This is a genomic window from Parafrankia sp. FMc2, assembly GCF_041008525.1.
GTDB lineage: Bacteria > Actinomycetota > Actinomycetes > Frankiales > Frankiaceae > Parafrankia.
In genome coordinates, this window is the sequence record NZ_JBFLUG010000049.1 from 26,929 (window position 1) to 48,234 (window position 21,306).

The 21,306-nt window shown below is 71.8% G+C and carries 20 protein-coding genes; 11 read left to right on the plus strand and 9 right to left on the minus strand.

All coding sequences use genetic code 11. The annotated features are described in order from the left end of the window. Window positions 1-45: 45 nt before the first annotated feature. Window positions 46-387 (minus strand): YkvA family protein, encoded by a 342-nt coding sequence (locus AB1460_RS18255; RefSeq protein WP_071081779.1) that lies wholly within the window; start codon window positions 385-387, stop codon window positions 46-48. A gap of 325 nt (window positions 388-712) precedes the next feature. On the opposite strand from AB1460_RS18255, the gene AB1460_RS18260 reads away from it, so the two are divergent. The 3 genes from AB1460_RS18260 (at window position 713) to AB1460_RS18270 (ending at window position 3,208) form a co-directional block, all read left to right on the plus strand. After that, on the plus strand, window positions 713-1,006 hold the full coding sequence (locus AB1460_RS18260) for a DUF1778 domain-containing protein (protein ID WP_368962752.1): 294 nt from the start codon (window positions 713-715) through the stop codon (window positions 1,004-1,006). Window positions 1,007-1,139: 133 nt separating this feature from the next. Further along, the gene (locus AB1460_RS18265; RefSeq protein ID WP_071081777.1) at window positions 1,140-1,637 is read left to right on the plus strand and encodes a GNAT family N-acetyltransferase; all 498 of its coding nucleotides are present in this window, start codon (window positions 1,140-1,142) and stop codon (window positions 1,635-1,637) included. A 566-nt stretch (window positions 1,638-2,203) separates the two neighbouring features. After that, window positions 2,204-3,208 (plus strand): hypothetical protein, encoded by a 1,005-nt coding sequence (locus tag AB1460_RS18270; protein ID WP_368962755.1) that lies wholly within the window; start codon window positions 2,204-2,206, stop codon window positions 3,206-3,208. Between the two features lie 337 nt (window positions 3,209-3,545). Here AB1460_RS18270 and AB1460_RS18275 read toward each other — a convergent pair whose 3' ends face one another. The 4 genes from AB1460_RS18275 to AB1460_RS18290 form a co-directional block, all read right to left on the minus strand. Beyond that, window positions 3,546-4,709: an acyl-CoA dehydrogenase family protein gene (locus tag AB1460_RS18275; RefSeq protein WP_368962756.1), complete on the minus strand. Its 1,164-nt coding sequence runs from the start codon at window positions 4,707-4,709 to the stop codon at window positions 3,546-3,548. A 54-nt stretch (window positions 4,710-4,763) separates the two neighbouring features. Continuing rightward, window positions 4,764-5,669, minus strand: a complete 906-nt coding sequence (locus AB1460_RS18280; protein ID WP_368962758.1) for a 3-hydroxybutyryl-CoA dehydrogenase — start codon at window positions 5,667-5,669, stop codon at window positions 4,764-4,766. A 304-nt stretch (window positions 5,670-5,973) separates the two neighbouring features. After that, complete coding sequence (locus AB1460_RS18285) at window positions 5,974-6,876, minus strand: AEC family transporter (RefSeq protein ID WP_368962759.1); 903 nt, start codon at window positions 6,874-6,876, stop codon at window positions 5,974-5,976. Window positions 6,877-6,932: 56 nt separating this feature from the next. Next, the gene (locus AB1460_RS18290) at window positions 6,933-7,250 is read right to left on the minus strand and encodes a hypothetical protein (protein WP_368962760.1); all 318 of its coding nucleotides are present in this window, start codon (window positions 7,248-7,250) and stop codon (window positions 6,933-6,935) included. Between the two features lie 191 nt (window positions 7,251-7,441). Between AB1460_RS18290 and AB1460_RS18295 the strand changes: the two genes are divergently transcribed. Both AB1460_RS18295 and AB1460_RS18300 read left to right on the plus strand, forming a co-directional pair. Then, window positions 7,442-8,650, plus strand: coding sequence for an alkane 1-monooxygenase (locus AB1460_RS18295; protein ID WP_368962762.1), 1,209 nt, complete (start codon window positions 7,442-7,444; stop codon window positions 8,648-8,650). A 460-nt stretch (window positions 8,651-9,110) separates the two neighbouring features. After that, window positions 9,111-10,637, plus strand: a complete 1,527-nt coding sequence (locus AB1460_RS18300) for a cation:proton antiporter (protein WP_368962763.1) — start codon at window positions 9,111-9,113, stop codon at window positions 10,635-10,637. 88 nt (window positions 10,638-10,725) lie between these two features. Here the strand turns inward: AB1460_RS18300 and add are convergent, their stop codons facing one another. Beyond that, window positions 10,726-11,799, minus strand: a complete 1,074-nt coding sequence (add, locus tag AB1460_RS18305; protein WP_368962764.1) for an adenosine deaminase — start codon at window positions 11,797-11,799, stop codon at window positions 10,726-10,728. A 130-nt stretch (window positions 11,800-11,929) separates the two neighbouring features. Then, window positions 11,930-12,652: a lysophospholipid acyltransferase family protein gene (locus AB1460_RS18310; protein ID WP_368962765.1), complete on the minus strand. Its 723-nt coding sequence runs from the start codon at window positions 12,650-12,652 to the stop codon at window positions 11,930-11,932. 307 nt (window positions 12,653-12,959) lie between these two features. Between AB1460_RS18310 and AB1460_RS18315 the strand changes: the two genes are divergently transcribed. From AB1460_RS18315 to AB1460_RS18325, 3 genes are all read left to right on the plus strand, one after another. After that, the gene (locus AB1460_RS18315) at window positions 12,960-13,646 is read left to right on the plus strand and encodes a M50 family metallopeptidase (protein WP_368962780.1); all 687 of its coding nucleotides are present in this window, start codon (window positions 12,960-12,962) and stop codon (window positions 13,644-13,646) included. A 75-nt stretch (window positions 13,647-13,721) separates the two neighbouring features. Next, window positions 13,722-14,606 carry an SOS response-associated peptidase gene (locus AB1460_RS18320; RefSeq protein ID WP_368962767.1) on the plus strand — a complete coding sequence of 295 codons (885 nt, stop codon included), beginning with the start codon at window positions 13,722-13,724 and terminating at the stop codon, window positions 14,604-14,606. Window positions 14,607-14,670: 64 nt separating this feature from the next. After that, the gene (locus AB1460_RS18325; protein WP_368962768.1) at window positions 14,671-15,402 is read left to right on the plus strand and encodes a tyrosine-protein phosphatase; all 732 of its coding nucleotides are present in this window, start codon (window positions 14,671-14,673) and stop codon (window positions 15,400-15,402) included. 18 nt (window positions 15,403-15,420) lie between these two features. Here AB1460_RS18325 and AB1460_RS18330 read toward each other — a convergent pair whose 3' ends face one another. After that, complete coding sequence (locus tag AB1460_RS18330; protein ID WP_368962769.1) at window positions 15,421-15,975, minus strand: HdeD family acid-resistance protein; 555 nt, start codon at window positions 15,973-15,975, stop codon at window positions 15,421-15,423. A 330-nt stretch (window positions 15,976-16,305) separates the two neighbouring features. On the opposite strand from AB1460_RS18330, the gene AB1460_RS18335 reads away from it, so the two are divergent. Both AB1460_RS18335 and AB1460_RS18340 read left to right on the plus strand, forming a co-directional pair. Next, complete coding sequence (locus AB1460_RS18335; protein ID WP_018635500.1) at window positions 16,306-17,919, plus strand: ABC-F family ATP-binding cassette domain-containing protein; 1,614 nt, start codon at window positions 16,306-16,308, stop codon at window positions 17,917-17,919. A 180-nt stretch (window positions 17,920-18,099) separates the two neighbouring features. Beyond that, the gene (locus AB1460_RS18340) at window positions 18,100-19,074 is read left to right on the plus strand and encodes a cation diffusion facilitator family transporter (protein ID WP_368962770.1); all 975 of its coding nucleotides are present in this window, start codon (window positions 18,100-18,102) and stop codon (window positions 19,072-19,074) included. A 34-nt stretch (window positions 19,075-19,108) separates the two neighbouring features. Here the strand turns inward: AB1460_RS18340 and AB1460_RS18345 are convergent, their stop codons facing one another. Next, on the minus strand, window positions 19,109-20,473 hold the full coding sequence (locus AB1460_RS18345) for a hypothetical protein (protein WP_368962771.1): 1,365 nt from the start codon (window positions 20,471-20,473) through the stop codon (window positions 19,109-19,111). Window positions 20,474-21,086: 613 nt separating this feature from the next. On the opposite strand from AB1460_RS18345, the gene AB1460_RS18350 reads away from it, so the two are divergent. Beyond that, window positions 21,087-21,305, plus strand: coding sequence for a helix-turn-helix domain-containing protein (locus AB1460_RS18350; RefSeq protein WP_006545344.1), 219 nt, complete (start codon window positions 21,087-21,089; stop codon window positions 21,303-21,305). Window position 21,306 lies beyond the last annotated feature (1 nt).

The window sequence follows — 21,306 nt, forward strand, 5'->3', positions numbered from 1 at the left end:
CCCGCGCCGCCCACGCGGGGCTGGCCCGGCCCGCCAGGAGTGGCGTCAGCGCCGGCCGATGCCGCGGCCGCGTGGGCGGGCGTCCAGCATCCGCGGCTCGCCACCTCTGGGCACGGCCCGGCGGGAGTCGACCAGCCTGCGCAGGTAGAACAGCGCTCCGAGGATCACGGCCACGTCGTCGACCAGCCCGACCGGCCCCAGCGGGAATTCGGGGACGGCGTCAACCGGCGAGACCACGTAGACCAGGCTGGTGATCGCCGCGGCGACGCCCTGGATCGGCATCCGGTAGCGCCGCAGCAGGTAGACGGTGCCGACGACCAGCACCACTCCGACGACCGCGATCACGCCAAGGATCACCACGAGCGTCGTGCCGAGATCGTCGCTCATCGACGTGCCGCGGGTCGACGTGTCGAGGGTTGACGTGCCGCGGGGCCGTGCCCGCCTTCCGTGCGGCGCCCGGCGGGCGCGAACAGGCCCGGCCGGCGCCGTGTCCCTGGCTGGTAGGCCATCGTGATGCTCACCGTTCCTCCGGAGGAAGGGGAAGAGTGGAAGGAGAGGAGAGGGGGATGAGGGTGATCCAGGAGATGCCCGCCCGCGCGCAGGTTCGAACATCCGCGGCGGCCCGATCGGATCTCGCGCCCACCTTCCGGCCGGGCCGGTGCGGAGGAGACCCGACGTCGCATCTCGTGGACGGAAACGGCAGACTGCCAGCATGAGCTCCGCCGCAGACGAGAACATCACGGTCAGCCTGCCCGAGGAGGACGCGGAGATCATCCGTTCCGCCGCGGAGGCCGAGGGCCTGAGCCTGAGCATGTTCGCGGCCGAGAGCATGCGACGCTACGCCCGCGACGTGCTGGCCGACCGCCGCCTGTTCCGCGTCTCCGACTCCGCCTGGGCGGAGCTGGAGGCCATGCTGCAGACGCCCCCGGCAGACAACCCGCGGCTGCGCCGGCTCCTCGACGAGGAGCCCGGCAAGGAGCAACCTCCCGGCCCGCAGGACGCCTAGCACCGTCAGCGGCACCCGCAGCACGCCTGGCGCCTGATCGCGCGCCGCGCGCCGCGCGCCGCGCGCCGCCGGTGCCGTGGGCGGCCAGCTCCACCACCATCTGATCGGCCATGGCTGAAGGGGGAACCGATCCGTGTCGCTCACGAAACCGTCGGCCCTGACGGAGAATCACGACACGGTCGCGTTCGGCTGCGGTGATCCTGCTGTGGACAGCTGGCTGCGCCACCACGCGAAGGACCACCAGCAGGAACGGATCACCAACACCTTCGTGATCCTCGACGGGTCCACCATCGCCGGCTTCTACTGCCTGGCCACCGGGGCCATCGAACGAGTCTCGACACCCTCCCGGTGGCGCTCACGCCGGCCCGCCGACCCCGTACCGCTCATGCTGCTCGGCCGGCTCGCAGTGGATGTCCGTCACCAGGGTCGGGGCGTCGGCGCCCGGCTCGTCCGCGACGCCACGATGCGGGCGCTCACGGTGCGGCGCATGGTGGGCACGCCACTGCTCGGCGCGCACGCCGTTGCCCCCGCGGGCCAGGCCTTCTACCGGCATTTCGGCTTCAGGCCCAGCGCCGTGGATCCCTGGCTCACCCTGCTGCCGCTGCAGAACGCCGCCGGCCCGCCGGCCTGACCGCGCCGGTCACCGGCCCCGGGGATGGCTCGGGCTACCGGTGACGACAGGACCGTCCACCGGTGACAGGTCAGACCCGCTCGTTCGCCTGTAGACACATTCTCCGGTACTCCTGCTCGGGCCCCGGCGGCTATTAGCGCGCCCGGCCCGGATGAAAAGGTGTGCGCGCTTCGTGGGCGCCCGATAGTGGATTTCCGGTGGAGCTGTTCCGTCCGGTCGCCGTGAGCGATATGTGCGTACCCGGGTCCGGGGTCAGGCGACTCTGTGGTGCCGCTTCTGCCCAATTTTCGTGGGTGGCTTTCCCTGCGGGTGGCTGGATTTTCCGCCGAGATGTCAGGCCCGGGTCGTGCGTCTTGACCCCAAAGCTGGTTTCCTGCAGAAAAAAAGGCGTCGCGTGTGGGTGGGGCGTATCGGGTCGGGGCGTTCCCGTGTCCGTTGGAATACCGCTGAAAGGGTGCTGGCTGAAGCCCTGAGACACGCCTGTTTCGTCCTGCGATCGAGACGGCTCTCAACGGCTATGTTGTCCCCGAGCAGCTGAGAGAAATGATCGCCTTGAAAGGTTGAAGATGACGAACAAGATGGGACGGCGTACCGCCGTTCTGGCCACCTCGGGGATGGTTTCTGTCGCGGTGGTGCTGGGGGCGGGCGCGGGCGTTGCGCAGGCTGCGCCACAGGGCCCCGTGGTGGGAGTGCACAAACCGGAAGTGAAGAAGGACAGCACATCGATAAGCTACGAGCGCGTCCGGTGGTTCGACAACAAGGACAAGAAGGAGCGGCCCAAGCACGAGAAGGACCACTACGGCAAGGAGTACTCGAAGAAGAAGGAGCGGCCGTGGTACGACGAGGCGGCCGCCGGTCAGGGCGGTTATGACGACCCGGCCCTCGGTGAGGGGCCGGCAGATCTGGAGGAGCCGGGTGCGTTCGTTGACCCGGCCGGCCTGGACGACTTCGGGTTCGACGACGGCTTCGTGGACTCGGCGCTCGACTCCGGCCTCGCTCCCGGTACCGGTGAGCCCTCCGCGGACCTGGACCCGAGCGCCATCTACGGCCCGCGGGGCTATGACAAGAAGAAGCACAGCGAGATCTCGAAGCGCAAGGACGCCATCAGCTACGAGCGCGTCCTCTGGTTCGCGGACAAGGACAAGAAGGAGCACCCGAAGAAGGAGTGGCCCAAGCACGAGAAGGACTACGACGAGAAGGACGGCTGGGACTGGAAGGACGGCAAGGACGAGAAGCGCGGCTGGTCGGAGTCTGACGACGACTCCTTCGGCTACCCGGTCGACGTGGAGGACTTCGGCGCTGACTTTGGTCCGGCTGCGGTCGAGCCCGCCGCCAGCGAGCTCGCTGCCTACGGCCCCGCTGCCTACGGTCCCACCGCCTACGAGCCGGCCGCGTACAAGCTGGGCTACGACAAGCACGGGAACCTGGTGAAGAAGAAGATCAGGATCACCGTCGAGCGGGTTCTCTGGTTCAACTCCAAGAAGAAGCACCACAAGTACGAGTCCAACCCGTGGAGCGGCCAGCAGCAGTACCCGTACCTGCCTGGACAGACGTCGGCGCCGCTGATCTAGCAGCAGAACAGCCGGTGGGGAACACCGGCTTTCGTGGCGTGAGCGCAAACAGGCGCCGCCCTGACCCTGGCGGCGCCTGACTGTGCCACGCCCGTTCCAGGAGTGCCCTCTCGGGGCACCGGACGCAGCTGGGACCGGAACCTGTCCTGCCGGGGTCGGCCGGCCTCGTGCGGCGGGGGCCATCCCGAACTCCGAGGCGCCGCTCCGAGCAGAACCGGGCCTGGCCGCGGCTGTGTCCGAGGGATGCCGTGTACGGCGCGCCGACACGGGCGGTCGGGCCACCTGCTCGCCGCCCGCGCCGGATACCGTCTCCGCCTCCAGGGGAGGCGCGAGAGCGCTAGCCCCTGAGCAGGGCGCGGGACATGACGATCCGCTGGATCTGGTTGGTGCCCTCGTAGATCTGGGTGATCTTCGCGTCGCGCATCATCCGCTCGACCGGGAAGTCGCGGGTGTAGCCGGCGCCGCCGAAGAGCTGGACGGCGTCGGTGGTGACCTCCATCGCGACGTCCGAGGCGAAGCACTTCGCGGCGGCGGTGATGAAGCCCAGGTTCGGCTCGCTGCGCTCGGCGCGGGCCGCGGCGACGTAGACCATGTGCCGGGCGGCCTCGATCTTCATCGCCATGTCGGCGAGCATGAACTGGACGGCCTGGTTGTCCGCGATCGCGCGGCCGAACTGGCGGCGCTCGCGCACGTAGTCGAGGGAGGCGTCGAGCGCGCCCTGGGCGATTCCGACGGCCTGGGCGCCGATGGTCGGGCGGGTGTGGTCGAGGGTGGCAAGCGCGGTGCGCAGACCGCTGCCGGGCTCGCCGATGATCCGGTTCGCCGGGATCGTGCAGTTCACGAGGTGGATCTCGCGGGTGGGGGAGCCCTTGATCCCGAGCTTGCGCTCCTTGGAGCCGACCTCGAAGCCGGGGTCGTCCGCGCGCACGACGAAGGCCGAGATGCCGTTGGCGGGCTTCGCCGCGTCCGGGTCGGTGACGGCCATCACGGTGTACCAGGTGGACTCGCCGGCGTTGGTGATCCAGGTCTTGGTGCCGTTGAGGACCCAGTGGTCCCCGTCGAGGTGGGCCCGGGTGCGCATGGCGGCGGTGTCGGAGCCGGCCTCCCGCTCGGAGAGGGCGTAGGAGGCGGTCGCCTCGCCGCTGGCGAGGGAGGGGAGGACAAGCTTCTTCAGGTCCTCCGACCCGGACAGCAGGATCGGCATCGTCCCCAGCTTGTTGACCGCCGGGATGAGGGAGGAGGAGGCGCAGACCCGGGCGACCTCCTCGATGACGATGCAGGTCGTCACCGAGTCGGCCCCCTGGCCACCGTAGATCTCCGGGACGTGGACCGCGTTGAAGCCGGAGCGGTTCAGCGCATCCCGAGCCTCGCTCGGGTACCTCTCGCGCTCGTCGACGTCCGCGGCGAACGGGGCGATCTCCTTCTCGGCGAGATCGCGGACCGCCTCACGGACAGCGTCGTGCGTGTCGTTGAGCCGGTAGGCGTCGAAGTTCGGATCCACGGCGGTGTCGTCCTCGTCCTGTGTCGGTCGTGACCGGTCCGGAAGCGTGACCGGTCAGGCGTAGCGGTGGAAGCCGCGGCCGCTCTTCTTCCCGAGCAGGCCCGCGTCGACCATGCGCAGGAGCAGCGGCGGCGGCGAGTACAGGGGCTCCTTGAACTCGTCGTAGAGAGACTCGGCGACGGCCTTGACGGTGTCGAGCCCGATCAGGTCGATGAGGCGCAGCGGGCCCATCGGGTGGGCGCAGCCGAGCACCATGCCCAGGTCGATGTCCTCGGGGGAGGCGAAGCCGGACTCCTGCATCCGGATCGCCGACAGCAGGTAGGGAACGAGAAGGGCGTTCACCACGAAGCCGGCGCGGTCCTGGGAGCGGATCACCTGCTTGCCCAGCGCGGAGGTGACGAACTCCTGCGCCCGGTTGAGGGCGGCCTCCGAGGTGAGGAGGGACGGGACGAGCTCGACCAGCTTCATGACCGGCACCGGGTTGAAGAAGTGCACACCCAGCACCTGCTCCGGGCGGCCGGTCGCCATCCCGAGCTTCATGATCGGAATGGAGGAGGTGTTGGACGCGAGGATCGCGGCCGGGTCGACGACGACCTTGTCGAGCGCGGCAAAGATCTCGGTCTTGACCTGCTCGTTCTCCGCGACGGCCTCGACGGTGAACTGGCGGTCGGTGAAATCGCCGAGGTCGGTGGTGAAGCTCAGCCGGCCCAGCGCCGCGTCGCGGTCGGCCTCGGTGAGCTTGCCGCTGCGGGCACCCCGGTCGAGCGAGGTCGTGATCCGCTTGCGGCCGGCCTCGGCGGCTCCCGCGTCCACTTCCCGGACCAGCACGTCGAGCCCCGCCCGTGCGCAGGCCTCGGCGATGCCGGAGCCCATGAGGCCGCACCCGATCACGCCGACCCGACGGATCTCGGTTGTCGCCTGCGCTTCCGGCGAGGCCTGTACCTGCTGTGTCTCGGCCACGTGGCCGCCTCCGTTCTCGCGCTGCTCCGTCACTGCGCCGACCACCACCACCGACCGCCGCCTGCGGCTGGCCCGGCACGGCACCAGGTGCGTTCGGCCGGTCGTTCGGCCACCTGGTCGCCGGCTGGCCGGCCGCATCGGCCCGGGGCGAGTGTCTCCGGTCGGCCCTGCGTTTGCGACCCAGCGATATTGGTCCTATCCAACTATAGGACGCCCTTGTAGTTGGCTGCCGGTTCTGCGATCCGGCTGACGCCATCCGGCCGACCGGCCACGACCGGCGGATGAGGCTCAGGGATGATGAGGCTCAGGGATGCAGGGGGAGCGACCACAGCGCGAGTGTGCCGAGGGACAGGGGCACCCCGACGCCGACCAGCAGGCTGGGCAGCGGGCGGGCCAGGCCATGCCGGTCAGCGAGGATCGCGCCGGCCACCATCGGTGGCATCGCCGTCTCGAACAGCGCCACCTTGACCTCCGGGGCGCCGAACAGGCCGCCGGCCACGTACAGCGCGAGCACGAGCGCCGGGGCGACGGCGAGCTTGACCGTAAGCCCCAGGGCCAGCTCCCGCCACCACTCGCGCAGCGCGGGCAGCCGAAGCTGCAGCCCGACGGAGAACAGCGCCAGCGGGGTCAGCGTGCCGCCGATGGAGGCGAGCGCCTCATCGAGCCAGACCGGGTACTCCACCGGCCGCAGCGCCAGTGCCAGCACGAGCGCGATCAGCGAGGGCCGCACGAGCACCTTGCGGACCACGGCCAGCGGCGCCGTGACAGTTCCGGAAGCAGCGGTCACCACGACCAGGACCACGGTGTTGAGGATCAGGTATGAGCCGAGCTGGTCGGTCAGCAGCGCGACCGGCACCCAGGACTCGCCGAGGAACGCGGTGACCATGGGGATGCCCACGAACGAGGTGTTCGCCACCGCGGTGGTGGCGATCAGCGCGGCCACGACCTGCCGGGGCAGCCGCATCAGTCGTGCCGCCACCAGGTAGATCAGCACCGTGACGGCGCACAGCAGGTACGGGGCCGCGACGACGAGCACGATCTCGGACGGAATGTCGACGTCGTGCAGGACGTGCAGTGTCAGCGCCGGTAGCGCGATGTCGAGCAGCCAGATGCCGAGCGCCCGCGGTGCGTCCTCGGCGAACTGGTGCGCGCGCTGGGCGGCGATGCCCGCGACAAGACCGACAAGCACCACGACCAGGGCGGACACCGGCGCATCGTTTCAGCCTGGCAGCGCCGCGCAACCGCCCCGCGACGTCGCCTGCGTCACTCGGCAGGGGCGTCGGGGCGTTCCGGTCGGCTTTGCTGACTCCTGGTGGCGGCTCGGCGCGCGACCCGGGTGCGGTAGAGCCGGTTGAAGGTGATGTGCACGACGAAGAGCAGCCCGGCGACGAGGTAGTTCACGTCGCCGAGCGACCGCTGACCCGGCAGGGGCAGGAGCGTGTAGGTGATCAGGACGGCGGCGGTGAGGAAGAGCGTGCCGATCGTGACGCCGCCGATCCACGGCGGCGCGTCCGTCATCGACCCGTGCGCTCGTGTCGCGGTGGGGGCGGCGCCGCGTGGCGGCTCGGTCTGCGCGGTCACAGGAACCAGTGTGCACCGCGCAGCCGTCACGGGTGGGTGGCGATTTCACCGCGTGATGGGCGATTGTTCCTGTCGGTGGTGGATGTGACACTGCGGTGACAGATCGGAACAGGCCCGGCGCGCCGGTGCCCGGGCGGGGCGTGGCCCGCCCGGCATGCGGCCCGCGGCGGGCGGGCGGAAGGGCAACGGGCATGGCTGCACCAGTGCTGGTCGACCAGACCGGAGCGAGGTGGCGCGACGGCAAGCGGTACATGTGGCTGACCGCGCTGATCCCCCCGCTCCTGCCGATCGTCTCCTTCGGGCTCTGGCACCGCACCGGTTCCGGGCTGCCGTGGTGGCTGACTCCGCTCTTCGTCTTCGGGCTGCTGCCGCTGCTCGACGCGACGTCCCCGAAGGACCCGGTCAGTGCGCCGGACTGGACGCGCGCGGCGCTGGAGACCGACCGCTACTACCGCTGGTGCACCTACCTCTACCTGCCGCTGACAGGCATCGCCCTGGCCCTCGGGTGCTGGGCCTGGGTGGAGGGTGGCCTCTCCCCGATCGAGCGGGTGGCCGTGGTCCTCGCTCTCGGCACCGTCACCGGGATCGGCATCAACACCGCCCACGAACTGGGCCACAAGCGGGACCGGCTGGAACGTGTCCTGGCCAAGGCCATGCTCGCGGCCTCCGCCTACGGCCATTTCTACGTGGAGCACAACCGGGGCCATCACGTGCGCGTCGCCACCGCCGCCGACCCGGCGAGCGCCAGGCTGGGAGAGAGCTTCTGGCGGTTCTGGCCGCGCACCGTCGGCGGCAGCCTGCGCTCCGCCTGGGAGCTGGAGGCGCGCCGGCTGCGCCTGCGCGGGCGATCACCATGGTCTCGGCACAACGAGGTGCTGAGTGCGTGGGCCTACAGCGTGGTGCTCTTCGCCGCACTCGCGGTGGCTTTCGGCGCACCGGCCCTGCTCTTCCTCGCCCTGCAGGCCGTCGTTGGCTTCTCCCTGCTCGAAGCCGTCAACTACATCGAGCACTACGGGCTTGCCCGAGCCCGGTTGGAATCCGGCAGGTACGAAAAGGTCGAGCCCCGGCACAGCTGGAACAGCGACGACGTCATCAGCAACCTGGCGCTCTACCATCTGCCTCGACACAGTGACCATCATGCGTTTCCGACAGTGCGGTATCAGTCGCTGCGCTCGTTCGATTCCGCGCCGCAGCTGCCGGCCGGCTACGGATCGATGATCCTGGCGGCGCTCGTTCCCCGGTTCTGGTTCCGGGTGATGGACCCGCGGGTCGTCGCGCACTACGGCGGCGATGTCACCAGGGCCAACATCGACCCCCGCCGGCGGTCACAGCTGCTTGCCCGCCATGGCGGCACGGGGGTCGGAAACGTCCGCGCGGCCGAGGCCCGGCCGGTCGGCTGACCGCTGCCTACACCCTGCGGGAAGGGCCGCTGACCAACAGACACGGCCGCGGCGGATCATTCAGTCCGGACGCGCGTAGCGCGGTTTCTCGCTGGTCACGCCACCACGTCTGACCGCCGGCGGACGCGCGCCGCTTCTTTCCGCGGACCACCGCGGGATCTTCGTCCGCTGGCTATTCTCGTGTCGGTGGCCTTCACGCGCCGCGGAACCTCGCGGTTGGGCGTGCCCACAAACCCGGACCGACGGTCGGCCGGAGTCTCGGGGGCCCGGACATCCCGGTATCAGGGACACGCTCCGGGCCGGGTCCGCGTCACCTTCGCCGATCACAGTGTGCCCGGACGGCACCTGCGCGTCGGCATTCCAGGGCCCGGCTCGGGGGGACCGGGTCGAAGGTACTTCGCGGTGGTGGGAGCGACCGACCTTGTACACGACAGAAGCGGCGACGATAGTGGCAGCCCCGGTGGCACCGTTGTCGCATCATTCTCTCCTTGTTTTCCTCCTCCAGCTGACGGTGTTGCTCCTCCTCGCGGTCAGCCTCGGGCGGCTGGCGGCCAGGATCGGGCTGCCCTCGGTCGTCGGTGAGCTGCTGGCGGGTGTGCTGGTGGGCCCGTCGCTGCTGGGCACGGCGGCTCCCGACCTCGCGGGCTGGCTGTTGCCCACCGAGCCGGACCAGATGCATCTGCTCGACGCGGTGGGCCAGATCGGTGTGATCCTTCTGGTGGGTCTCACCGGCCTGGAGATGGACATGCGGATGGTGCGGCGCCGGGGTGCCACCGCCGCCCGGATCAGCATCGCGGGCCTCCTCCTGCCGGTGGGGCTCGGCGTCGGGGCAGGTCTGCTCGTGCCGGACTCGCTTGTCGCCGACGGTGCCGACCGTTCGACCTTCGCGCTGTTCCTCGGCGTGGCCATGGGTGTCAGCGCGATCCCCGTCGCAGCGAAGATCCTCCTGGACATGCGGTTGCTGCACCGCAACGTCGGCCAGCTCATCCTCGCCTCCGCGACCGTCGACGACGCGGTGGGCTGGTCACTGCTGTCGGTGGTGTCCGCCATGGCCACCACCGGCGTGCGGGGCGGGGACATCGCCTGGCCGGTGCTGAGCGTGCTCGCCGTCATCGCCTTCGCGCTGGTCCTGGGCCGGCCGCTGGCCCGGCTCGCGGTCGCGCTGGGAGGTCTGGCCCGGCAGCCGACCGGCGAGACGGACGATGCGGGCGCACGGGCCGCGGCGAACCCGGTGGACCCGCAGGACGGCGCCGGGTCTCCCCGCACCAGTGAGGCCGGACCCGCCCCGACCGACGGAGGGGCATCGCCCGCCGGACCAGTACCGCCCGCCGGACCAGTACCGACCGCCGGGGCGGCCGGGCTGGTCGAGACTGGCGGCGGGGCAGCACCGGCCGGTGGCTCCCCGGACGGTGTCGCGGTCGCCGTCCTGTTCATCTTCGCCGCGGCGGCGGGAACACATGCGCTCAAGCTGGAGGCGATCCTGGGTGCCTTCGTCGCCGGCATCCTGCTCGGTTCGACGCCGACGATCGACCTCCGCCGGCTCGAACCGCTGCGGCTGGTGGTCGTCGGTGTCCTGGCGCCGATCTTCTTCGCCTCGGCCGGGCTGCGTATCGACCTGACGGCCCTGGCCGAGGCCGAGGTGGCGATCGCCGGAATCGTCGTTCTGGCCCTGGCGATCTTCGGCAAGTTCGCCGGCGCCTACATCGGCGCGCGGATCAGCCGGCTGGGGCACTGGGAGGCACTGTCCCTCGGTGCCGGCCTCAACGCCCGCGGTGTGATCGAGATCGTCGTGGCCGGCACCGGGCTGCGTCTCGGTGTGCTCTCGACGGCCATGTACACCGTGATCGTGCTGGTGGCGATCGTCACGTCGATCATGACGCCGCCCATCCTGCGGGCGACGATGCGCCGGGTCGAGCAGACCGCGGAGGAACAGCTGCGGGAGCTGGACCTCGCTGACCGACGCAGCTTCGCGCCCGGCGGCGTGTAGCCGGCCCGCGTCCGCCCAGGCTCGTCCCGGCCGGTCCTGGCCTGCCTCGACCTGCCCCGCGACCTCCGGGGGCAGGTCAGGCGGGTGGTCAGGCGACCGGCGCCGTCTCGACTCCGAGATCCACCGCTGCGGCGGCGAACTCGTCCCGTAGCCGCCGCCTGCCGGCCTCGTCGAGGAAGGAGTGCTCGACCGCGGCGGCGGCCATCTCGAAGACCTGCTGACGGGAGAGCCCCAGCGAACGCAGGGCGTGCAGGTACTCCGCACGCAGGGTCGTGTTGAACATCGGCGGGTCGTCGCTGTTCAGGTTCACGGCCAGCCCCTGGGCGATCATCTCGGGCAGTGGGTGCGCCGCGTACCCGGCGACCGCGCCGGTGCACAGGTTGGACGTCGGGGAGACCTCCAGCGGGATCTGGTGCCGGCGCAGGTGCTCGACCAGGGCCGGGTCGGCCAGCGCACTGGTGCCGTGCCCGATCCGCTCGGCATGCAGGAACTCCAGAGCGTCCCAGATCGTCCGCGGGCCGGTCGTCTCGCCCGCGTGCGGGATGCAGTGCAGCCCGGCGTCGCGGGCGGCGGTGAACACCGGGCCGAACTGGGGCCGCGGCACGCCCACCTCCGGCCCGCCGAGCCCGAGAGCGATCACGCCCTCGCCGCCGTGGGCCAACGCGAGCTCCAGGGTGCGCTCGCCGGAGGTCACGTTGTCGGTACCGGGCAGCCCGGGGATGTCGGTGATCCAGCGCACCTGGATTCCGGCCTCCCGTTCGGCGTCGAGCCGGCCGGCCTCCACCCCGGCGAACACGGCCGCGGGGTCGACCCCACGCTGGACGTGCAGCCAGGGCGTGAACGTGATCTCGGCGTAGCGCACCCGCTGGTCGGCCAGGCCGAGCGCGGTCTCGCGGGCGAGCAGGCGGAAGTCCTCCTCGTCCCGCAGCACCTGGACGGCGGCCAGGTAGACCTCGATGAAGTGGTCGAAGTCACGGAACTCGTAGTAGGCCCGCAGGGCCTCCAGATCGGTCGGCAGATGGTCGAGGCCGTGGCGCCGGGCCAGCTGGAGCAGGGTGCCCGGCCGCATCGACCCCTCCAGGTGGACGTGCAGTTCCACCTTGGGCAGCGCATCGACGAACTCCTCGTCCGTGACCACCGCGCCGGTGTCGCCATCCCTCACGCCGCTCTCCGTTCCGTCGACTCCGCCGGCTCCAGCTCGCCGGCCCAGGCCCCGCGGCCCAGGCCTCGGCGGCCCAGGCCTTGGCGGACCGGCACCAGCCGAGCCGCCAGATCCATCCTGGCGGACCGGGTCAGGGCGTGGGCCGCGCCGGCGGCTCGGGGGCCGACCCGCCGAGGTGGGCGGGCAGCCACCAGGGCGACTCGCCGGGCGGCGGGGCCGGGTAGCGGCGCTGGGCGTCGTCCAGGATCTCCTTCATCGTCAGTTCCAGCAGCGCCGTTCCGGCCCGGGCGTCCTGCAGGGCCGAGGCGGGCACCGGCTTGCCCACGGTGATCGACACCGGAGTGCCGACCGCCGCCCGCAGGCTGCGCGGCCGGTCCTTGGTCAGGATCCGCTGGCTGCCCCACAGGGCCAGCGGGATGACCGGCACGCCGGCCTCGGCGGCCATCCGGGCCGCACCCGACTTGAACGGCGTCAGGCAGTAGCTCGGGTTGATCGTGGCCTCGGGAAACACCCCGACGAGCTCCCCGTCGCCCAGCGCGCGCACCGCGGCGCGCAGCGACCCGGCGCCGGCCGCCCGGTCCACCGGGATGTGGTGCATGCCGCGCATCAGCGGCCCGCTCACCCGGTGATCGAAGACCTGCTTCTTGGCCATGAACCGGACCATCCGGCGCTGGGACCACCAGAACGGCACGCCGGCCAGGGCGAAGTCCAGGTACGAGACGTGGTTGATCAGGACAACGCCGCCTCCGGTCGCCGGCACGTTCTCCTCGCCGCGCACGTCCAGCTGCAGCCGCAGCGCGCGGAAGAGGCCGAGCGCCGTGTGCAGCACCGGCCGATACACGTATTCCGCCATACCGCGGATTCCTCCCCATCCAGATGCCTCGCCGTCGCGCCGTCCCGGTCAGGACGTCACCGGCGGGCGCGGGACCACCGTCCGCGCCGGCCGGCGGTGGACGCCGGACCATCGTGCGCCAGTCAGCGGCCCGAGTCGTGCATTCGTCCCCGAGGCCGTGCTCGTCGAACTGCCCCGCCTCTGTCACGGTGTCGCCCGCCGGGCGGGAAATGCGGGATTATCGGGACGCCCACCGACGAGCCCACCCGGCCGTGGGTGCGGCGACACCCGACGACGGAAGACGAGGGAAGGGGCAGCCACGTCCGATCTGCTGAGCCGGAGTTTCGACGCGCAGCCGGCCCCCGCCCACTGGATCCTCGTGGTGACCGGCGTCGTCGCGCTGCTCACCGTCGCCAGCGACCGGGTCTGGCCGACCGCGCGGCACGTGGTGACGATCGCGCACGAGGGCGGGCACGCCCTCGTCGCCGTCGCCGCCGGACGCCGTCTCGCCGGAGTCCGTCTGCACTCCGACACCTCGGGGGTGACGGTCTCGTCGGGCCGCCCGACCGGGCCGGGCGTGATCCTGACCGTCGCCGCCGGTTACACCACCCCGTCGCTGCTCGGCCTGGGGGCGGCGGGCCTGCTCGCCACCGGGCGGGTCACCCTGCTGCTCCAGCTCCTGGTGGCGCTGCTGCTGACCATGCTGGTCGTGGTCCGCAACGGGTTCGGCGTGCTGTCGGTGCTGGTCAGCACAGCGGTGGTGCTCGGTGTCTCGTGGTTCGCCGCGGACGACGTCCAGGCCGGCTTCGCGGCCTACGCCACCTGGTTCCTGCTGGTGGGCGCCGTGCGGCCGATCGTCGAGGTGCAGCGCCAACGCCGTCGCCGGCGGGCGTGGGACTCCGACCCGGACCAGCTGGCGCGGCTTACCGGTCTGCCGGGCACGTTCTGGGTCGGCGCGTTCGGCGCGGTGTCCCTGGGTTGCCTCGCGGCGGCCGCCGCCGCCCTCGTCGTCTGACAGGTCGTCCCACCGCGGTCGGTCGTCCCACCGCGGTCGGCGGGAACTGTCGCACCCGGCTGCGAGACTGGGGCCATGTGCGGGAGGTACACCCAGACACTGAACGCCGACGACCTCGCCACGGCCATGTCCGCGGTGGATGAGACGGGCGGCCGGCTGCGGGAGAGCTACAACGTGGCCCCGACCACCGAGATGCCGATCGTGGTGGTCCCGCGGCAGCCACGCCTCGAGGGCGGGGGTGAGGGCGCGGGCAGGGGCGGGGCCGGCGCGAGTGAGCGCAGCGCCGGGAACGAGCCCGGGCGGGTGGTGCGGCTGGCCACGTGGGGCCTGGTGCCGTCCTGGGCGAAGGACCGGGCGATCGGCAGCCGTCTGATCAACGCACGGGCCGAGTCGGTCGCAGCCAAACCGGCGTTCCGGGCGGCGTTCGCCGCACGGCGCTGCCTCGTTCCGGCCACCGGCTTCTACGAGTGGCTGCGGATCGGCGGGTCCCGCAAGGGCCAGCCCTACTACATCCATCCCGCCGGCCACCCCGCCGCCGACGGCCTGTTCGCCTTCGCCGGCCTCTACGAGGTCTGGCGGCACGGCGAGCAGCCACTGACCACGTTCACCATCATCACCACCGACGCCGCCCCGGGCCTGGAGTTCATTCACGACCGGTCACCGGTCGTGGTGCCACGGTCGGCCTGGTCCCGCTGGATCGATCCGGCGGTGCGGGACCCGGCCGCGCTGGCCGGCATCCTGCGGCCGGCGCCGGCCGGTGTCTTCACCGCCCACCCCGTGGCCACCGCCGTCGGCAGTGTCCGCAACGACGCCCCGCAGCTGATCGACCCGGTGGAGGTGTCCGACGATCTGGCCGCACTGGCCGCGGCCTCCGCTTCGGGCGGAGGTGGGAACTCCGTCCCGCCGCATGAGGCCGCCCTCGTCAGCGAGGATGATGCCAGGTCACATGCGCGGCGGTGACGGTGAACGACACCGCGGGACCCGCCCCGCGTGACGGTGCGTCAGACGGTCGGAGGGGCAGCGGATGGAAACAGGCGAGATTCCCACGGAGCGGTTGGCCAACCTGCGCGATGTCGGCGGGATGGCCACCACCTCGGGCCAGCTGATCAGAGCCGGCGTGCTCTACCGCAGCGACATGCCCCGCGTGGACGACGAGCGCCCCGATGCCTCCTTCACCTGGCCTCCGCCGACGGTGGTGGATCTGCGGGCGTCGATGGAGCGGGGTGACGCGCCCCATCCGCTCTCCCTGCTCGGTTCGGAGATCCACGTCAAGCCGCTGATCGGTGAGGGCAGGAACACCGTGAGCGAGTCCGTGACCGCGGAGGTCCGCGCGGGTGGCCTGCGCATGCTCTACCCGGTGATCCTCGACGTCGCCGCCCCGAGCCTGGTCGAGATCCTCGACCTGGCCGCCGAGGCCCCGGGCCCACTGCTCGTGCACTGCGCCGCTGGCAAGGACCGCACCGGAATCGTCGTCGCGCTCCTGCTGCGCCTCGCCGGCGTCGTCCCGGAGGCGGTGGTCGCCGACTACATGGCGACCGGGCCCAACATGCCCGGCATCGTGCGGCGGCTCAAGGGGCAGGCGCTCCTGCCCGGCGCGCGCACCGGGGAGCGCCGCGCGAGCGAGGTCTCGATGGACGCGGTCGGCGCGGTGTTGGAGATCATCGACGGGCACCCGGCCGGGGTTGAGGGCTGGCTGCTCGACCGCGGGGCGAGCCCCGACTCCATCAGGCACTGGCGCAAGCGCATCGTGGACTGATCCCCGGCCGGCCTCTCGTCAGGGCCGCAGCGCGAGCCCCAGGATGACCTCGGTCACCCCGGTCACGATGAGCTGGATGCCGAACAGGACGGCCAGCACCACGACCGTCGCCGACGGCCAGGTGACCGCCAGGATCCCGAGGACCACGGCAAGGCCCGCGATCAGCAGCCCCCGGGTGCGCCCGGAGGCGCCGCCGGCGCGGCGGGACCGGCTCGACAGGATCAGCAGCGCCCGGATGACGCCCGCGATGATCAGGGCAGCACCCACGACGAGGGCGATGGCGTGCAGCGTCACATCCGGCCACACGAGGATCACCACGCCGGCCGCCGCGGTCAGGACCCCGTAAAGAACGGTCGTGTTGCCCTGGTCGGCACGAGCCGCCGACACGATCTCGCCGATACCCGACACCAGCAGAGCCACCCCGGCCAGCACGGCCAGCGCACCCGCGGTGCTGAAGGGGTTGATGATCAGCAACAGGCCGAGCACGGTGGCGGCGAGACCGAGAACGACCAGGCTTGACCACAGTGCGCTGGGGCGGTGCGTCTCGCGTTGCTGCCGGTACGTCGTTGTCATGGTGACCTCCCGTGTCCGGAGCATTGGCCGCCATGTACCGGCGGCCGCGCCCGTGACCTGGGAAAAGGCATACCCGCCGCAGGGTGCGGACGCACGTCGCCGGGGGGAGTCACCGCGGGTGGCCCGAGACGCCCGCGGGCTCCCGGCCCGCGGCCCGTACCCTGGAGAGCATGACCTCTGCCGCGTCGTGAGGCAGGCAATCCCCGGTTCCCCCCGAATACCCGGTACCTGCTGCCCGGTACGCGGCCTCCGGGGGTCCAGTGCCCGCGGCGGCTCCCCGCTGACACCTGATGCCCGCACGAAGCCGATGTACGAAAGAGGCCGACCCTCATGATCATCGTGTCCGAGCTGGAGCTCCGGGCCGGAGCCCGCACACTGATCGAGCCGGTCTCCTTCCGGGTACAGCCCGGCGATCGCATCGGGCTCGTGGGCCGCAACGGCGCCGGCAAGACCACGCTGCTGAAGACGCTCGCCGGGGAGAACCTGCCGTTCGCCGGCAAGGTCGATCTCCGTGGCGAGCTGGGCTACCTCCCGCAGGACCCGCGCACCGGCGACCTCGCTGACACCGCGCGCGACCGGGTGCTCGCCGCCCGCGGCCTCGACGTGATCCTCCGTGAGATGGAGAAGCTCCAGGTCGAGATGGCCGAACTCGTCGACGAGTCGGCCCGCGACGGCGCGGTCCGCCGGTACGGCCGGCTGGAGGAGCGGTTCGGCATGCTGGGGGGCTATGCCGCCGAGGCGGAGGCGGCGCGGATCTGTTCGTCGCTCGGCCTGCCCGACCGGGTGCTCGCGCAGCCCATCGGAACCCTCTCCGGCGGCCAGCGCCGCCGGGTCGAGCTGGCCCGGATCCTGTTCGCCGGGTCGGGCAACTCCGATGCGACGCTGCTTCTCGACGAGCCCACCAACCACCTCGACGCGGACTCGATCACCTGGCTGCGCGACTTCCTGCGCGCCCACTCCGGCGGCCTGATCGTGATCAGCCACGATGTGGACCTGCTCGACAAGAGTGTGAACAAGGTCTTCCACCTCGACGCCAACCGTGCCGCCCTCGACGTCTACAACGTCAACTGGAAGACCTACCTCACCCAGCGCGAGCAGGACGAGCGCCGCCGCAAGAGGGAGCGGGCCAACGCCGAGAAGAAGATCGACTCGCTGCGGGCCCAGGCAGACAAGATGCGCGCCAAGGCGACCAAGGCGCGGGCGGCACACCAGATGGACCGCCGCGCCGAGCGCCTCGCTGCCGGCCTCGCCGATGTCCGGGTCGCCGACCGGGTGGCCAAGCTGCGCTTCCCCGATCCGGCGCCGTGCGGGCGCACCCCGCTCACGGCGACCGGCCTGTCGAAGTCCTACGGCTCGCTGGAGGTGTTCACCGGAGTCGACCTGGCGATCGACCGTGGCACCCGGGTCGTGGTCCTGGGTCTCAACGGAGCCGGCAAGACGACCCTGCTGCGGATGCTCGCCGGCCAGGAACCGCCGGATGCCGGCGAGGTGCACCCGGGGCACGGTCTGCGGCTGGGCTACTACGCCCAGGAGCACGAGACGCTCGACACCTCCCGCTCGGTCCTCGACAACATGCGGGCGGCCGCACCCACCGCGTCCGACGTGGATCTGCGCCGCATCCTGGGCGCCTTCCTGTTCAGCGGCGACACCGTCGAGCAGCTCGCCGAGACGCTCTCCGGCGGCGAGAAGACGCGGCTGGCACTTGCCGGGCTGGTGTGCAGCTCCGCCAACGTGCTGCTGCTGGACGAGCCGACGAACAACCTCGACCCGGCGTCGCGGGACGAGGTCCTGAGCGCACTGCGCACCTACCGGGGCTCGGTGGTGCTGGTCACACACGACCCGGGCGCGGTCGAGGCACTGAACCCCGACAAGGTCCTGATGCTGCCGGACGGCGTCGAGGACACGTGGTCGCCCGACCTCGCCGACCTCGTCACCCTGGCCTGACCGCCGGCGCGGCGGGGAGCTGGCCCGCGCCGCCGCCCGGCAGGGCACCCGCCTCGGCCCGGCGTGGCACCCGCCGCAGCCTCCGGGGCGGTGTGTTGACAGACTGGGCGGTCAGTCGGTCCGGCTGCCGTTGCGGCCAGCCGGCCCCAGGCATGGCTATCGAGACGAGAGCGGGGGCGTGTGAGCGCGGAAGGCAGCACCAAGGCGGTCGTGGCGGCGTTGGTCGCGAACCTTGGCATCGCGGTCGCGAAGTTCGTGGCATTCCTGTTCACCCGGTCGTCCTCGATGCTGGCCGAGTCGATCCACTCGGTCGCCGACTCCGGTAACCAGGCACTGCTGCTGCTCGGCCAGCGAAAGGCCAGGCAGCCCGCGGACGAGGAGCACCCGTTCGGCTACGGCCGATCCCGCTACATCGCCGGGTTCCTGGTCGGGATCGTGCTGTTCAGCGTCGGCGGGTTGTTCTCCGTCTACGAGGGTGTCGAGAAGCTGCGCCACCCGCACGAGCTGGAAAGCGGTGTGGTCGCCATCGTGGTCCTCGCGGTCGCGATCGTGCTGGAGAGCATCTCCTTCCGGACGGCGATCCGGGAGTCGCGGCATGCCAAGGGCCCGCTGACCTGGTGGCGCTTCATCCGCGAGGCCCGTTCGCCGGAGCTCCCGGTCGTTCTGCTCGAGGATCTCGCCGCGCTCTGCGGGTTGTTTCTCGCGCTCGGCGGCGTCGGCCTCACCCTGCTGCTCGACGAGCCGCTGTGGGACGCCGCGGGCACGCTCGCCATCGGTATCCTGCTGCTGGTCGTCGCGGTGATCGTCGCGCTCGAGACCTACGGGATGCTCGTCGGGGAGGCAGCCGCCCCGCAGACCGTGGAGACGATCCGGCGGGTGCTGGCCTCCGCGCCCGCGGTCACCGCCGTGATCCACATGCGCACCCTTCACCTCGGCCCGGAGGAGCTGCTGGTCGCAGCCAAGATCGGGATCGAGCCGGACCTGACCGCGGCCCAGGTCGCCGGTGCGATCGACGGGGCCGAGGCGCTTCTCCGGCAGGCGGTGCCCACGGCGCGCCGGGTCTACCTGGAGCCCGACATCCTGCGGGTCGCCGCTGGCCAGCAGCCGGCCGTCCCCGGCACCGAGGCGTCCCCGGCACGGGAGTCGAGCGCGTAGTCGCCGTGGTCGCGGGTGTCGCGGGCGTCTCGGGTCAGGTGCTGCTGAGGCACATCCGCAGGACCACCGCGACCACCGCACCCGCACCGACCAGGACCAGCGGTAGATCGCCCGCGCGGATGGTGTCGCCGGGCCCGTCCGGGCGCGGTCGGGGCGCCAGCGCCGCGACCGCCAGCCAGGGCGCCAGCGGCAGCCAGGACAGTTCAGCCCCGCCCCAGGCCAGTCCCGCGCACAGGCTGAACAACGCGGCCGCCGCCGCCCCGACGAGGAACGGCCATCCGGGCGTCAGCCGGAGCCGACGCAGCGCCCGGACCAGCACCGGCCCGCCGGCGAGCAGCACCACGACGACGTCCAGCGCGAGCCAGGCCAGCATGGTGGCGATCCCGGCGTCGACCCGGGCCGCGGCCAGGCCGTCCGACCAGGAGAAGCCCCAGGCGAGGAAGAGCCAGAACGGCAGGAGTGCCCCGAGGCCGGTGAGGACGTTCATCAGCGGTCGACGGCGGACGAAGTACGCGGCCGCCACACCGACGCCCAGCCAGACCGCCGGGTAGTCGAACAGGCTGGTCACACCCAGCAGCAGCCCGGAGGCCAGCGCCCACAGCAGGCGCCACCGCCGGCCCGGCTCGCACCCGACCACGCCGACGGCCAGCGCCGCCGCCGCGGGCAGGACGGTCACCGCGTGAGGGGAGGCCGCGGCCCACAGTGCCCACGGTGTCAGAACGAGGACGGGCACGGCCCGGCGCGCCGCCGTCTCGTGGCACAGCGAGCGCACCGCGATCGCCACCAGCGGGACACTCAGCGCCGTCAGCGCGGTGAGGGCCAGTCCGAGCGCGGTTGCGCCGCTGACGCCGAGCCGGTCCAGCGCCCAGACCAACAGCACCGGACCGGGTGGATGGCCGGCCAGCTGGCCGCCGCCGCCGGCCGTCGCTCCTGATCCGTCCAGGCCCGGCCCGAGGTCGGAGACCTGGGACGTCCAGCTGGCCAGGTAGGCGAGAGGGTCGTCCCCGACGGCGTCGGCGGCGACGAGGTAGGCGGCTGGTGGCCGCAGCCCACCGGCGAGCCCGGGGCCGGCCGCGGTGGCCAGCGCGAGGCTCCAGCCGAGCGAGCCGGCGAAGCTGCCGACCAGCAGGGCCGACCAGCGGAGGTGGGCGCTCCGACCTGCGAGCAGCAGGGTGACGACGGCCACGAGGATTGGAAGGAGCACGGCCGGCGCGACGGCGGGGGTGCGCCAGGCCTGCTGGAACGGTGCGGCGGCGTGGTCGGACCGGGCGCCGAGGTCCACCCCGCTCGCGGTGATCAGCGCTGTCAGGAGCAGGCCCGCTGCCGCCGCGACGGCCCAGATCCCGAGGTCGACGGCCTGTGCGCGGGTGGCGGGCCCCCACGTGCCGCGGCGCGGCACCGGGAGAGCGCCTGGAGGCCTGATCGGGCCCGGGCGTGTGCGGGGACGTGACAGCACGGAGTGCTGACCGGTGGCCGGACCGGTGGCCGGACCGGCGGCTGGACCAGTGGCCGGGCCGCCGCCGTGCCCGCGGGTCCCCCGAAGACGCATCCGCTTCATCGTCACGTTCCGTGTTCGGGCGCGCTCGCCGGGTCCCGCGGGTGCTGCGGGGGCCGGCGTCGTCGAGGGGGATGCCGTCCGCGTCGGCCGGCCGTTGACCATGCATGCACCGTAACCAGTCTTTGCGGGCTGTGGATCCACGTGGGTGGGCCGATGTGGATGTACCGTCGGTAACGATGTTCGGCAGGGCGTGCGGGAGTCCGCGCGGCGTCCCGCGCCGGTGTCCCGGGGGCGCCCTGTCCCGGCGCCGGATCCGTGTGCTGGGCGTGGATTTGCAGGTCAGGGGCTATGAGCCCGGGTGAGGGCGCGGCCGGAGCCCTGGTGACGGACGCGTGCGAGGTTGTCCCCGCGACGGCTGAACCGCGTGTGATGGATCACATGGGCTTCGAGTGGCGCTGACACCGAAGCTGGGTGAAGATCGGTTCGCAGATCATCGAACACGGAGGGGGCCACATTGGCCGAGCTTAGGAAAGGAACCCGGATCACCGGGGCGGAGCGGGACAAGCTCGCTGCCGAACTTCGGAAGAAGTACGAGTCTGGACAGAGCATTCGTCTGCTGGCCGAGTCGTCGGGTCGTTCGTACGGGTTTGTCCATCGGATCCTGTCCGAATCGGGAACGACGCTGCGCGGGCGCGGTGGTGCGACACGAGGCACCAAGAAGAAAAGCTCCTGAC